Consider the following 14,115-nt stretch of genomic DNA (forward strand, 5'->3'; position numbering starts at 1 on the left):
TGACTAAATGGGTCGATTTGTTAATCAATTGTGTATTTTATGTATAGCACAAAATAGATGAGCAGGCCGAGAGATCGGTATGAGAATATGATTAAAATGAGAGGAAATAAATTTTATTCTCGAGCCTAGAGAAGGGAAGAGTAGAGCCCTAGGCGAGAGCTCTACCGAAGTGAGTTAACTTATTTTGCATTGAATAATGCGATGTGGATCCAACCATTATTCGTCAGCACTAGTGGTGATTGCTGCGATTTTTCAGCACGTTCTTGGGCTGATTTGATTTGTGGGTATGCGGCGATGACTTTTTCATTTTTAGCCCATGGCGCAACATCTTCAATTTTTTGTTTGAAGTTAGCGATAGAAATTTTTTGCCCGCCACGTTCAGCTGGCTCAGTAAAGTTGGTCACTTCCGTTACAACGAGTTTACCTGTACAGAAACTCCCGCGTCCTGAAAATTCAGCCTTGGTTTCATCAAAGAATTTTTGACCTTCATTAGTCAGTGTAAATTCAACGCCCTCACCTGATTTTTCTTTGCCCCACATATCCTTGATGACAATTTCTTTTTCTGATTTATTTAATAGCCCAGCATCAACTAAACTGTTTAATTGTTCTATTTTTGTCGCATTTGATTGTGCTAAAAACCCCGCAGGAAAGGCTCCTGTATTAATACAAATAGCCTGTTTAGTATCGAGATAATCTTGAATAGACTTTTTGAAATTACTTTCAGAAGCAGTTTGGTTATTATCGCAGCCAGCGAGGAAAGTCGCTGCAATAGCAAGAGAAGCTAACATTTTAAATTTCATTGTATTCCTATCCTAATCGACTTACGTATATTTATTGCTGTTATAAAGATCATTATAACGACTATGATGACGATATTTTTGTAACTATTTGATATAAAAATAATTTACGTATCGAGATATAGATGATTAACAGACTTACCCCAAAAATATCATTAAATTCAATAAGGCTTATTCAATAGTGAATGTAACTATTTGTTGATAAATGTAACCATATTATAAATGTTCACCACATGAAAGTATGAGGCGCTATATATCATTTGATATATGGTTTTTTATCTTCAATTGAGAATTTTCTGGTCTGAGATATTTAAAAAAGGAAGAAAAAACAGAAGGAAATAACAGGGAAAATGAGAACGATACCTAAAAGGCCAGCATAAAATTATGCTGGCCCATAAAAACTGAAAAGATCTAATTACAGACCCGTTGCGTTTTTAGTCAGGTAGTCTGCAACACCTTTAGGAGATGCATTCATACCTTCTTTACCTTTTTCCCACTGAGCTGGGCAAACATCACCGTGCTCTTCGTGGAATTGCAGCGCATCAACCATACGCAGCATTTCATCGATGTTACGACCTAGTGGCAGGTCGTTAACGACTTGGTGGCGAACAACACCATTTTTATCGACTAAGAAAGAACCACGCAGAGCAACACCTGCTTCTGGGTGTTCAATGCCGTAAGCTTTCATAATTTCGCGTTTGATATCAGCAACCATTGGGTATTTAACTTCACCAATACCACCGTTATCAACCGGTGTTTTACGCCATGCGTTGTGAACGAATTCAGAGTCAAAAGAAACACCAACGATTTCAACGCCGCGTTTTTTGAATTCATCATAACGATGATCGAATGCGATCAACTCAGAAGGGCAAACGAAAGTGAAGTCCATTGGCCAGAAGAAGATCACTGCTGGGCGGCCGTTTAGGTGTTTTTTCAGGTTGAAGTTATCAACAATTTCACCGTTACCTAGAACAGCTGCTGCGGTAAAATCAGGGGCTTGACGTGTTACCAGAACCATAATTTACTCCTATGAGTGTTAATTAAAGGTTTTATACCCATAATAATGTAAACTGCTTAGGTGTGGGGTTCACTAAACTCCCTGCGCACTCAATGGTGCTGTTAGGGGGCGTGGTTATTTTCCGCCTACAAGCAGCTCAAAATATTTGGGCTATATCTCAAGAGAGAATATGAAATTCCCTACAAAGAATAAAGGTATAAATACCAATCGTTGTGATAGTTTTTACCTATTGATTGTAACAATTTATCAGATTAATAACAATAAGATAGTTTGATTGTTGTGAAGTGCAAGCTTAAATTTTGCATTGATATTAATAGGTTTTTTAATTTATTGATCTTTATAACTAAATTAATATTGATAGATGATATTTATTGATGTTGTGACTCTTTTCTACTCTTGAATTACGTCATAGCCGCGTTTTATGAAATCATTCAGTTCTTGATTGCTTCTACTATGTCTGATGCTGAATTTATTAGCAGTTTAATTTATTGATAAAAATACATTAGCGAAGCATAGAGGTATACGAATGATTGGTAAAATAGTCTCAGAGTCTGTTATGACGCCCAAAAGCGCCCACATCGATCAGACAAAAAGCCATCGTCCAACGGCTAAACCTGTGAATCAGGTGAGTCAAAACGCGACCGTTAGGAGCAGCGGATATCACAATACTATGGTGGACAGTAATACCTTATCCGTCGCGCCGAATATCATTAAATTAAAAAATAATAATGAGACGTTTAGTTTACCCTCGAAGAATGCGGTTATTTATAGTCCATTTGGTCATCAAGATATGATTTGCCAAGCATTGAGAATCAATACACCTAGAGTTTTGAAAAATAAAGCCGCATTACCCTTATTGAGCTCGAAATTATTGCGTCCGATGCTACAAGAATCGGTGAGGGAATTTAAAAAAAGTGAGCTACAAGGAAAGTTAAAGAATGGGGCTGTTTATGACCAAAAATTGACTCCTTTAATTGCAGAGCATGGGCTTGCAACGGTACATGATGCGATTTTACAAGGTGGTATAGCGCTCAATAAGAATGCAGTGACTGTATTGGGGGAATATAAGGCATTGAACCAATTGCAGTTAGAGTTAAAGTCATCACAAAAAATAGACACAATTTATGTTATTGGGCATGGTGAAGCAGGGCAGCCTTATCTCTATGAAACGAGCAAAATAGGTTGTCGGCAAAAACATATTGCAGATGTGATGAAGGAAATCTATGCATCACTAGGCAATAAAATCGCCAGCAATGTAAAAATTAAATTGACTGCTTGTGAAAGCGCCGATGCGGAGAGACTTGACTCATTTAACCAATTAACACAAAAAAAGCGAATTGATAAAAATCATACTCATTCACTAGCTGCTCACGCCAAAATAGAAGCCCAAAAAGTCGTGCCAGAAGCTCGCATCTATGGCTATCACGGTATTGGGATCTCAAGAGGCAGTGATTACCTTTCTAAGGCTCAATGTTTAGATTCTGATTTTGATAGTAAAACGGGGCAGGTAACTCATTGGGTGAATGCAAAATCCGTTCGGGAAACGTTTTAATCGAACATTCATTTATGGCTATTATTTTTGCGAAATCATGTAACGGCTTGTCATGGCATGAGGGTGTCTAAGAAAAGCGTGAGTTTTTCACAAGCGCCATCATTTGTGGGTAAAACTGGAAAAAAATTTTTTCAAGTTGCGCATATTGCAATAAAAAATCGTCATATGAACCACTAAGTGCTTGTAATTTTGGTCGTCTGCGAGCCATACCATTTAATGATTTACCAATGTAGGCTTTATCTGCATAGCGCGTTAGCCAGTGCTGCGGCCAAAGAAACTCATTCAGCTCCTGAAACTTTTCAGGAGTATGGGAGAGGTTAGGCTCTATTTGATGGCGAGCATAATGAATAAAGTCAGTTAGGTTAATATGCGGCTCAACCTTAGACCAATGCAAAGACAGAAAATGATCCCATACGAGATCTAACGTGATTGGTGCGACTCGCCGGTAATCCGTTCTGAATAGCAGACGCGCCTCTTTGACCAAAGGGTGCGAATCCGTTGCCTTATCAACAGCTCGGTGCATCATGATACCCGCAACAACATCTGGCGCATACAGGCCTTCAGGGTTGCCACGTACAAAATCAGCCATGATATTGCCGAGTAATGAGGAGTTAGCGGTATAAGCCAAGTGTAAATGAGCGAGAAAGTTCATGATCCTTATCATATACCTGATGCTTAACAAATTATAGTGATGTTCGTTGTTTAAACATTGTTTGAGCTACCTACGGTTATCTGTTTTGCAGTGTCAATGAGTGGTAAGCCGCTTTGTCATTAGGTATTGACGAACAAAAGAGAACGATAATAGCCCCTTTAGAGAAACAGGGAATAGGGCTACTTTGCTAAATATTTGTTAAATGTGGGGAGTTTTTTCAGCAAAAATACGCTTATTTCTTGCGCCTTTGAGTGCTCAGCACTAGACTAGTCGCCTGTTTTTTTAGATTGAAGTTAAGACAATGCGTGTTTCTGATTTTACTTTTGAGTTACCTGAAGAATTAATTGCCCACTATCCTCAAGCGCAGCGAAGCGCATGCAGGCTGCTTAGCCTTGATGGCCCAACGGGGCAGCTCACGCATGGCATTTTTACCGATATTCTTGAGAAATTGGAGCCAGGTGACTTGCTCGTTTTTAACAATACTCGTGTTATTCCAGCAAGGCTATTTGGCCGTAAGGCGAGTGGTGGTAAAATCGAAATGCTCGTTGAAAGAATGTTAGATGAGCACCGCGTGCTTGCGCATATCAGAGCTTCTAAAGCACCAAAAGAAGGTGCTGAGCTGATTTTAGGTGAAGACGAAAGCGTCAAGGCGACCATGGTCGCTCGTCATGATACCTTGTTTGAAGTGCAATTTGATGATGAGCGTGACGTGCTGAGTATCCTCAATCAAATTGGTCATATGCCGTTGCCTCCTTATATCGATCGTCCAGACGAAGAAGCCGATAAAGAATTATATCAAACTGTTTATAGTCAGCGCCCTGGTGCTGTTGCGGCACCAACAGCGGGATTACATTTTGATGAGCCTTTGCTGGAAGCATTGCGTGAAAAAGGTGTGGAAATGGCGTTTGTCACATTGCATGTAGGTGCAGGTACGTTCCAGCCCGTGCGAGTCGATACCATTGAAGACCATGTCATGCATTCAGAATATGCGGAAGTTCCCCAAGATGTTGTCGATGCGGTATTGGCTTGTAAGGCCCGAGGTAATCGCGTTATTGCGGTAGGAACGACATCCGTCCGCTCATTGGAAAGTGCGGCTCAAGCCAGTAAAGACACTTTAATCGCACCTTTTTTTGATGATACGCAAATCTTTATTTATCCGGGTTATGAATATCAAGTGATTGATGCGTTGATTACTAACTTTCATCTACCAGAATCGACATTAATTATGTTGGTTTCTGCCTTTGCAGGATACCAACATACTATGCAAGCTTACAAAGAAGCGGTAGCACAACAGTACCGTTTCTTTAGTTATGGTGATGCTATGTTTATCACCCGTAATCCCGATGCTCGTTTAGAGCAGATTGGAGAGTCGTTTGATTTAGGCGATGGCAACGCCACTAGCCTGTAAAGTTAATATCAGCATCGGACTGTTTTTCTGGTGCTAGGAGAAATAAACGTGAAATATGAATTACACACCACGGATGGCAATGCACGTCGTGGTCGTTTAGTGTTTGAACGCGGAGTCGTAGAAACGCCGGCATTTATGCCTGTGGGTACCTATGGTACGGTCAAGGGAATGACGCCTGAAGAAGTACAAGAAACGGGCGCTCAAATCCTACTTGGGAATACCTTTCATCTCTGGTTACGCCCAGGGCAAGAGATTATGAAATTGCATGGGGATTTACATGATTTCATGCAGTGGCAAGGGCCGATCTTGACAGATTCAGGCGGCTTTCAAGTCTTTAGTCTCGGCGCTATGCGTAAAATTAAAGAGGAAGGTGTGCATTTTCGCAATCCAATCAATGGCGAAAAAGTCTTCTTAAGCCCAGAAAAATCGATGGAAATTCAGTACGATCTTGGCTCGGACATCGTCATGATTTTTGATGAGTGTACGCCATATCCCGCGGATTGGGATTATGCAAAAACATCCATGGAGATGTCTTTACGTTGGGCCGCGCGTAGCCGTCAACGTTTTGACGAATTAAACAACAAGAATGCGTTGTTTGGCATTATCCAAGGGAGTGTTTACGAAGATTTACGTGATATTTCGGTTAAGGGGCTGGTAGAAATTGGTTTTGATGGGTACGCTGTAGGCGGCCTCGCGGTGGGTGAGCCAAAAGAAGATATGCACCGTATTTTAGAGCATGTATGTCCACAGATTCCAGTTGATAAACCCCGTTATCTTATGGGTGTCGGTAAACCTGAAGATTTAGTCGAAGGTGTACGCCGTGGTATCGATATGTTCGATTGTGTGATGCCAACTCGAAATGCACGAAATGGACATTTATTTGTCACTAATGGCGTGGTAAAAATTCGTAATGCGAAGTATAAATCAGATACTTCAACACTCGATCCGGAATGTGATTGTTATACTTGCCGCCATTATAGCCGAGCTTATTTACATCATCTCGACCGTTGTAATGAAATTCTTGGCGCAAGACTAAATACCATTCATAATTTACGTTATTATCAGCGTTTGATGGCTGGCATTCGTCAAGCGATTGAAGAGGGTAACTTTGAACAGTTTGCCCAAGATTTTTACCAGAAGATTGACAAAAGCCAACCTTCTTTAAATATGGAATGAATTTAAGTGCCAAATAGGCTTAATCTGTGTAGCATATTAAGCCTTGCTGTACTTATGTTTTAAATAGCGTTCAATAACAATGAGGAAAGTTGAATGAGTTTTTTTATTTCTGAAGCAGCGGCATCTGCAGGCGCTCCAGCACAGGGTAGCCCGTACACGATGGTCATTATGCTCGTCGTTTTCGCCCTGATCTTCTATTTTATGATCCTACGTCCACAGCAAAAACGTGCTAAAGAGCACCGTAAGCTGATGGAATCCATTACGAAGGGTGATGAAGTTTTGACAACGGGTGGTTTGATCGGACGTGTAACCAAAGTTTCTGAAACAGGCTATGTTGTTCTTGAACTCAGTGAGAACACTGAAGTAACTATCAAACGTGATTTCGTTGCTGCTGTTTTACCTAAAGGCACAATGAAAGCTATTTAATTTCTGATTTTCCCGAAGGGAACTGCCGTGCTAAACCGTTATCCTTTGTGGAAGTATCTGATGCTGATCGCTGCGATCCTCATCGGTCTGCTTTATGCGCTTCCAAACCTATATGGTGAGGATCCGGCTGTTCAGATCACTGGCGTGCGGGGAACCGCCGCCAATGAACAAACGCTGATCCAAGTCCAAAAAACGTTAGAAAAAGACAATATCCAAAGCAAGTCTATTGCCTTGGAAAATGGGGCTGTATTAGCCCGATTCAACAACTCAGATATTCAGTTGCGCGCTCGTGAAGCTTTAGTTAGCGCCTTGGGTGATCAATACGTTGTTGCATTAAACCTTGCACCTGCAACACCGAAATGGCTTGAAATGATCGGTGGTGAGCCGATGAAACTCGGCCTTGACTTGCGTGGTGGGGTTCACTTCCTAATGGAAGTTGATATGGACACTGCATTAGGTAAATTGCAGGAACAAAACATGGACGGTATACGTAATGACTTGCGCCAAGCAGGCATTCCGTACTCTTCTATCCGTAAAGGCGACAATTACAGCGTTGAAGTCCGTTTCCGTAACGCTGATGACCGTAGCCTAGCAGAGAAAACATTGGCTCGTAAATTCCAAGACTTAGTGTTTTCTGATGGTGGCAATAATACCATGACTGCTGTCATGACGGATGAGCGTCTACGTGAGGCTCGTAACTATGCCGTATCTCAAAACATTACTATCATTCGTAACCGTGTGAACCAATTAGGGGTTGCAGAACCTTTAGTTCAGCGTCAAGGTGCGGAGCGTATTGTTGTTGAGTTACCGGGTATTCAAGATACCGCTCGTGCTAAAGAAATTTTAGGTGCAACAGCAACCCTAGAGTTCCGTTTAGTCAACCAAAGCGTTGATCCATCGGCTGCTGAAAGTGGACGTGTGCCTGGTGATTCCGAAGTTAAGTATGATCGAAATGGCGTGCCTTACGTGTTGTATAAGCGTGTTATTTTGACCGGTGACCATATCACTGACTCAACTTCAGGCGGTGATGAAAACGGTGCACCTCAAGTTAGCATCGGTTTGGATAGTGCTGGTGGCTCTATCATGTCTGATTTTACTCGTGATAATCAGGGTAAACTCATGGCAACCCTGTTTGTTGAATATAAAGACAGTGGTAAACGAGATGCCGAAGGCCGCGCTATCTTGATGAAAGATGAGAAAGTGATTAACGCTGCGAACATTTCAGCGCGTTTCGGTAGTCAATTCCGTATCACCGGTATCAATGATCCAAATGAAGCACGCCAGTTATCATTGCTGTTACGTGCGGGTGCGTTAATTGCACCAATCCAAATCGTTGAAGAGCGTACCATTGGTCCAACGCTTGGTTTGCAGAATATTGAACAAGGTTTGAAAGCGTGTTTGGCAGGCCTGTTAGCATCAATTCTATTTATGATTATTTACTATCGTAAGTTTGGTTTGATTGCCAGTACTGCACTATTTGCAAACTTGATCATGATTGTTGGTGTGATGTCGCTGTTACCGGGTGCAACACTGACAATGCCTGGTATTGCGGGGATTGTGTTGACCCTTGCCGTTGCCGTTGATGCGAACGTTTTGATTAACGAACGTATCAAAGAAGAATTGCGTAATGGGCGTTCCGTCCAGCAATCTATTCATGAAGGTTATAAAGGCGCATTCTCAAGTATTATTGACGCAAACCTGACTACGCTTATCACTGCCATTATTCTGTATGCAGTGGGAACCGGGTCAATCAAAGGCTTTGCAATTACGACAGCTATCGGTGTCGCCACCTCTATGTTTACAGCCATTATCGGTACACGTGCTATCGTGAACCTGCTATATGGTGGTAAGCGTATCAACAAGCTGTCAATTTAAGGAGCACGTTGTGGCACAGGATTATACTGTTGAACAATTGAACTATGGCCGTAAAGTCTATGACTTTATGCGCTGGGACAACGTTGCCTTTGGGATTTCTATCGTACTGCTGATCGCATCTTTTGTGGTCATCGGGGTTAAAGGGTTCAACTGGGGACTTGATTTCACGGGGGGGACGGTAATCGAGATCAACCTGAGTCAGCCTGCTGACTTGGATAAGATTCGTGATAGTCTTTCTAATACGGACCACAAAGACCCTCTGATCCAAAACTTTGGTAGTAGCCGTGACATTATGATCCGTCTACCCCCTATCGAAGGTGTGGCGGGTCAAGAAGTTGGTAAAGAGATCATCACTATCATCAATAAAAATGTTGATGAACAGGCGACAGTTAAGCGGATTGAGTTTGTGGGGCCAAGTGTTGGCGCTGAATTGGCTCAAACAGGCGCACTGGCATTGTTAACCGCGCTTATCTGTATTCTGATTTATGTTGGTTTCCGCTTTGAATGGCGTCTTGCTGCGGGTGCGGTATTAGCACTTGCCCATGACGTTATCATTACATTAGGTATCTTATCGTTATTCCATATTGAGATCGATATGACGATTGTTGCGTCATTGATGTCTGTTATTGGTTATTCACTGAACGACAGTATCGTAGTATCTGACCGTATTCGTGAAAATTTCCGTAAGATCCGTCGCGGTACACCTTATGAAATCATGAACGTCTCTCTTACCCAAACATTAAGCCGTACCATTATGACATCTGCAACCACATTACTGGTGGTTTTGATGCTGTATATATTTGGTGGCGCAATGTTAGAAGGCTTCTCATTGGTAATGTTGATTGGTGTCACTATTGGTACTATCTCATCTATCTATGTTGCTTCTGCATTAGCATTGAAGATGGGAATGAGACGTGAGCATTTACTTCCTCCTAAAGTTGAGAAAGAAGGTGCAGACCAAGAGTCTTTACTGCCTTAATCTGATTTAGCAGAAGGCCTGTCATGCTAGTAGGCCAATTAACGCTATCTTTTGGGTTTTGAAAAGCGAGCTAAAAACGTGAAACACCCCGTTAGACTGCAAATGTACAGTCTGCGGGGTGTTTTTTATTGAGCTCTGGGTTACACTGTTTACCCGAAATAAGAATCAGGAAACACTATGCACTGCCCATTTTGCTCAGCTGTAGATACGAAAGTAATTGACTCGCGTCTAGTTGGTGAAGGCTCTCAAGTGCGCAGGCGCCGTCAATGTCTGCTTTGCCATGAACGCTTCACCACCTTTGAAGTGGCTGAACTTGTTATGCCACGGGTAATTAAAAGTGATGAAATACGTGAACCGTTTGATGAAGAAAAACTTAGCCGAGGCATGCAAAAAGCCTTGGAAAAACGCCCTGTAAGTGCAGATGCGGTTGAACAGGCGATTATTTCTATCAAATCACAACTCCGTGCAACGGGTGAAAGAGAAATCCCTTCTAAATTGATTGGTAATTTAGTGATGGATGAGTTGAAAAAGTTGGATAAAGTCGCTTATATCCGTTTTGCCTCGGTTTACCGCAGTTTTGAAGATGTGCGGGAATTTGGCGAAGAAATCGCTAAATTACAGGATTAATAACATGATTGAACAAGACCGCATCTACATGGCGCGGGCGCTTGAGCTTGCCCAAAAAGGTCGTTTTACTACGTCACCAAACCCAAATGTTGGCTGTGTTATTGTACGTGATGGCGAAATTGTGGGTGAAGGCTACCACCAGAAAGCTGGGGAGCCTCACGCTGAAGTTCATGCTTTGCGTATGGCAGGGGAAAACGCAAAAGGTGCAACCGCCTATGTCACATTAGAGCCGTGTAGCCATCATGGTCGTACACCACCTTGTGCTGAAGCTTTAATTAAAGCCGGTGTTAGCCGTGTTGTGGCCGCTATGCAAGACCCTAACCCACAAGTTGCAGGTCGTGGCCTATATATGCTGTCTCAAGCTGGTATCGAAACGGCCAGTGGGGTTTTGATGGAGCAAGCTGAGCGATTAAATCAAGGCTTTCTCAAGCGCATGCGTACAGCATTCCCTTATGTTCAATTGAAACTGGCAGCCTCTCTTGATGGTAAGACAGCGCTTGCCTCTGGCGAAAGTAAATGGATTACCTCTGCCGCTGCTCGGCAGGATGTTCAAGTATTGCGAGCGCAGGCAAGCGCCATCTTAAGTACCAGCAGTACCGTATTAGCAGATGATCCTTCTTTGACTGTTCGATGGAATGAGTTACCGGAAAATATACAAACTATTTACCCAGAAAAGACGGTACGTCAGCCTATTCGAATTGTGTTGGATCAGCAGAACAAAGTCACGGCAGAGCATAAGGTGACTCAATTAGCAGGTGAATGTTGGCTTGTACGCCCACAACCTGACGTCGATGCCGTATGGCAGGGGCAAGTTGAACAATTAGCGATACCCAGTGACGACAATGGCATTGACTTAGTGATTCTGATGATGCAGCTCGCTAAGCGTAATGTGAACAGTATATGGGTAGAAGCAGGACCAACACTGGCCGGATCGTTACTTAAGCTCGGTTTAGTGGATGAGCTTATTGTTTATATTGCACCTAAACTGCTAGGCGATACCGCGCACGGATTAGTCAATTTTCCGGCCCTTGCGCATTTGTCTGATGCGCCAAAATTTGCGTTTACGGATGTGCAAAAGGTTGGTGATGATCTACGTGTTAGACTACGTCCCGTGTGGTAATAAAAGTTTTTTATCGTTTTGCTAAAATTCAACCACGCGATTAATGAAAGAATGTGATAAAATCCGCGCCCCACGGGTTGTATACTGTTCATCATTCGAGGTGCAGCTCGGTAATAAGTGAAAGCGTCGCTAGATGTATAGTTCGCTGTATGACTAGGGCGAATGGGGTTCTTACCGTAGGTAAGGTAAAACGCTGCAACCTGAAGCATGACGAGTATAATTAATATTAAAGGAAGGCTATGAACGTAATTAAAGGTGTTGTTGCCGCGCCACAAGCGCGTGTCGCCATTGCAATCGCTCGTTTTAACAACTTTATTAATGATAGTCTGCTGGACGGTGCTGTTGATGCTTTAGAGCGTATCGGCCAAGTTTCTCAAGACAACATTACTGTTGTGTGGGTACCGGGGGCTTATGAGCTACCACTAACAGTTAAGGCGTTAGCTGAAACGAAAAAATATGATGCAGTCATTGCGTTAGGCACGGTTATCCGTGGTGGAACCGCCCATTTCGAGTTTGTTGCAGGAGAGTGTAGCTCAGGCCTATCTCATGTAGCAATGAACAGTGAAATTCCTGTCACTTTTGGTGTTCTGACCACAGAGAATATTGAGCAAGCGATTGAACGCGCTGGCACTAAAGCTGGTAACAAAGGTGCTGAAGCAGCACTGACAGCATTAGAAATGATTAATGTACTTAAAGCTGTAAAAGGCTGATTTAGTTTTTATTTAAGGGGAATCTTGTGAAACCTGCTGCTCGTCGCCGCGCTCGTGAGTGTGCTGTGCAAGCCATCTATTCATGGCAATTATCCGGTAATAACGTTTCCGATGTGGAATATGAATTTATTGCTGAACAGGACATGTCTGACGTTGACGTTATTTATTTTCGTGAACTGTTATCTGGAGTAGCGAATAACGCTGCGAAATTGGATCAACTCATGGCTCCTTTCTTATCTCGCCAACTCGAAGAGCTGGGACAGGTAGAGAAAGCGATTTTACGTGTTGCTATGTATGAACTTAGTTACCGTGAAGATGTCCCTTATAAAGTTGCTATTAATGAAGGCATTGAACTTGCTAAAGTATTCGGTGCAGAAGATAGCCATAAATTTGTTAATGGTGTACTTGATAAGGCTGCGCCAGCTGTTCGTCGTAAAAAATAAACATTGATCAGGGTTCCCTCCTGTAATACTACAGTAGTAATGAGGTAGGCTGGGTTCCAGCCTATCTTTATATTTTATGCGTATGTATCCATGATAAATATGATACTAGGCATAGCGAAAATGGAAAAGCTACCATGTCATATGGCGAATTTGACCTCATCGCACGTTTCTTTAACCGTCAAACTACCAATCGACGGGATGTGAATATCGGTATTGGTGATGACTGTGCGTTGATGACCATACCAGAAAAACAGCAGCTTGCTGTCAGTACTGATACACTGGTTTCTGGTATTCATTTCCTACCTGAAATTTCCCCTGCGGATCTAGCCTACAAATCATTAGCCTCTAATTTAAGTGATCTTGCTGCGATGGGGGCGGATCCTGCTTGGGTTTCACTGGCGATTACATTACCTCATGTTGACCTCCATTGGTTAGAGCAATTCAGTGATAGCTTGTTTGAGCAGATTAATTATTACGGTATGCAGTTAATTGGTGGAGACACCACGCGTGGCCCGATGAGTTTAACTTATACGGTACATGGCTTAGTGCCACATGGAAAAGCATTGTCACGGTCAGGGGCTCGTAATGGAGACTGGATATATGTGACGGGGACACTGGGTGATAGCGCTGCCGGTCTAGCAATATTGCAGGGCAGGTTAGATATCCAAGATGAAAAGCAAAAAGCATGGTTACTGGGACGCCATTTGCGTCCTCAGCCACGTATTTTGCAAGGCCAAGCATTACGCAATCTGGCCTCTTCCGCCATTGATATTTCAGATGGATTAATTTCCGATCTAAACCATATCTTGAAAGCTAGCGGCTGTGGTGCACGTATTAATCTTGATGCATTGCCGCTTTCTGAAGCATTACAGCAAAACTGTTCCGTAGAGCAAGCGCGTATTTGGTCTCTCAGTGGCGGCGAGGATTATGAGCTTTGCTTCACAGTTCCTGAGATAAACCGTGGTGCACTCGAAATGGCACTAGCGCATACCGGTGCCAACTTTACTTGTATTGGGCAGATCAAACCGCAATCTGAGGGGATCAGTTATTATTGTGATAATCAGATTGTAGATGTGGCATTAAAAGGATTTGATCATTTTGTATTAGAAAATATTGATAATTAATCCTAGATAATAACGCATAAAAAAATCAGCCCGTGTCAGTCATTGTCACGGGCTTTTTTATTATTATTGATCGCAACAGATCGTTATAAAGGGATCTTGAATCCATAAAATATTTTATTTTATATTTTGCTGGCAAAATAATGCTGAGATAATTTATATAAAAGAATAAACAGGCTTATTAGTATAAATACTTACATATAAAGAGGGG

The 14,115-nt window shown here is 42.4% G+C and carries 14 protein-coding genes; 11 read left to right on the forward strand and 3 right to left on the reverse strand.

The genetic code is table 11. The features are described 5' to 3' along the window. Nucleotides 1–179 precede the first annotated feature (179 nt). Nucleotides 180–800 carry a hypothetical protein gene (locus ACWPW6_RS03450; protein WP_249999876.1) on the reverse strand — a complete coding sequence of 207 codons (621 nt, stop codon included), beginning with the start codon at nucleotides 798–800 and terminating at the stop codon, nucleotides 180–182. A 412-nt stretch (nucleotides 801–1,212) separates the two neighbouring features. Beyond that, nucleotides 1,213–1,815, reverse strand: coding sequence for a peroxiredoxin C (locus ACWPW6_RS03455; protein ID WP_154624264.1), 603 nt, complete (start codon nucleotides 1,813–1,815; stop codon nucleotides 1,213–1,215). Between the two features lie 526 nt (nucleotides 1,816–2,341). Here ACWPW6_RS03455 and ACWPW6_RS03460 point away from each other — a divergent pair. Beyond that, nucleotides 2,342–3,367 (forward strand): hypothetical protein, encoded by a 1,026-nt coding sequence (locus ACWPW6_RS03460; RefSeq protein ID WP_454209301.1) that lies wholly within the window; start codon nucleotides 2,342–2,344, stop codon nucleotides 3,365–3,367. Between the two features lie 67 nt (nucleotides 3,368–3,434). Here the strand turns inward: ACWPW6_RS03460 and ACWPW6_RS03465 are convergent, their stop codons facing one another. After that, a complete protein-coding gene (locus ACWPW6_RS03465; RefSeq protein WP_154624262.1) occupies nucleotides 3,435–4,019 on the reverse strand; it encodes an acyl carrier protein phosphodiesterase in 585 nt (194 codons plus the stop codon). 301 nt (nucleotides 4,020–4,320) lie between these two features. On the opposite strand from ACWPW6_RS03465, the gene queA reads away from it, so the two are divergent. The 10 genes from queA to thiL all read left to right on the forward strand — a co-directional run bounded on the left by queA (nucleotide 4,321) and on the right by thiL (nucleotide 13,907). Continuing rightward, a complete protein-coding gene (gene queA / locus ACWPW6_RS03470) occupies nucleotides 4,321–5,427 on the forward strand; it encodes a tRNA preQ1(34) S-adenosylmethionine ribosyltransferase-isomerase QueA (RefSeq protein WP_154624261.1) in 1,107 nt (368 codons plus the stop codon). Between the two features lie 48 nt (nucleotides 5,428–5,475). After that, nucleotides 5,476–6,603 carry a tRNA guanosine(34) transglycosylase Tgt gene (gene tgt / locus ACWPW6_RS03475; RefSeq protein ID WP_249999880.1) on the forward strand — a complete coding sequence of 376 codons (1,128 nt, stop codon included), beginning with the start codon at nucleotides 5,476–5,478 and terminating at the stop codon, nucleotides 6,601–6,603. 93 nt (nucleotides 6,604–6,696) lie between these two features. Beyond that, complete coding sequence (gene yajC / locus ACWPW6_RS03480) at nucleotides 6,697–7,029, forward strand: preprotein translocase subunit YajC (protein ID WP_004905542.1); 333 nt, start codon at nucleotides 6,697–6,699, stop codon at nucleotides 7,027–7,029. A 27-nt stretch (nucleotides 7,030–7,056) separates the two neighbouring features. After that, complete coding sequence (gene secD, locus ACWPW6_RS03485; protein WP_163860708.1) at nucleotides 7,057–8,904, forward strand: protein translocase subunit SecD; 1,848 nt, start codon at nucleotides 7,057–7,059, stop codon at nucleotides 8,902–8,904. Between the two features lie 10 nt (nucleotides 8,905–8,914). Next, the gene (secF, locus tag ACWPW6_RS03490) at nucleotides 8,915–9,883 is read left to right on the forward strand and encodes a protein translocase subunit SecF (protein ID WP_163860709.1); all 969 of its coding nucleotides are present in this window, start codon (nucleotides 8,915–8,917) and stop codon (nucleotides 9,881–9,883) included. A gap of 177 nt (nucleotides 9,884–10,060) precedes the next feature. Further along, a complete protein-coding gene (gene nrdR / locus ACWPW6_RS03495) occupies nucleotides 10,061–10,510 on the forward strand; it encodes a transcriptional regulator NrdR (protein WP_154624258.1) in 450 nt (149 codons plus the stop codon). A gap of 4 nt (nucleotides 10,511–10,514) precedes the next feature. Then, on the forward strand, nucleotides 10,515–11,630 hold the full coding sequence (gene ribD / locus ACWPW6_RS03500; protein WP_196713801.1) for a bifunctional diaminohydroxyphosphoribosylaminopyrimidine deaminase/5-amino-6-(5-phosphoribosylamino)uracil reductase RibD: 1,116 nt from the start codon (nucleotides 10,515–10,517) through the stop codon (nucleotides 11,628–11,630). A 239-nt stretch (nucleotides 11,631–11,869) separates the two neighbouring features. Beyond that, a complete protein-coding gene (gene ribH / locus ACWPW6_RS03505) occupies nucleotides 11,870–12,340 on the forward strand; it encodes a 6,7-dimethyl-8-ribityllumazine synthase (RefSeq protein ID WP_154624256.1) in 471 nt (156 codons plus the stop codon). Nucleotides 12,341–12,366: 26 nt separating this feature from the next. After that, the gene (gene nusB, locus ACWPW6_RS03510) at nucleotides 12,367–12,783 is read left to right on the forward strand and encodes a transcription antitermination factor NusB (RefSeq protein ID WP_163860710.1); all 417 of its coding nucleotides are present in this window, start codon (nucleotides 12,367–12,369) and stop codon (nucleotides 12,781–12,783) included. 134 nt (nucleotides 12,784–12,917) lie between these two features. Further along, nucleotides 12,918–13,907 carry a thiamine-phosphate kinase gene (thiL, locus tag ACWPW6_RS03515; RefSeq protein WP_196713802.1) on the forward strand — a complete coding sequence of 330 codons (990 nt, stop codon included), beginning with the start codon at nucleotides 12,918–12,920 and terminating at the stop codon, nucleotides 13,905–13,907. The last annotated feature ends 208 nt before the right edge of the window (nucleotides 13,908–14,115 follow it).

Source organism: Providencia sp. Marseille-Q8014, from assembly GCF_965112055.1.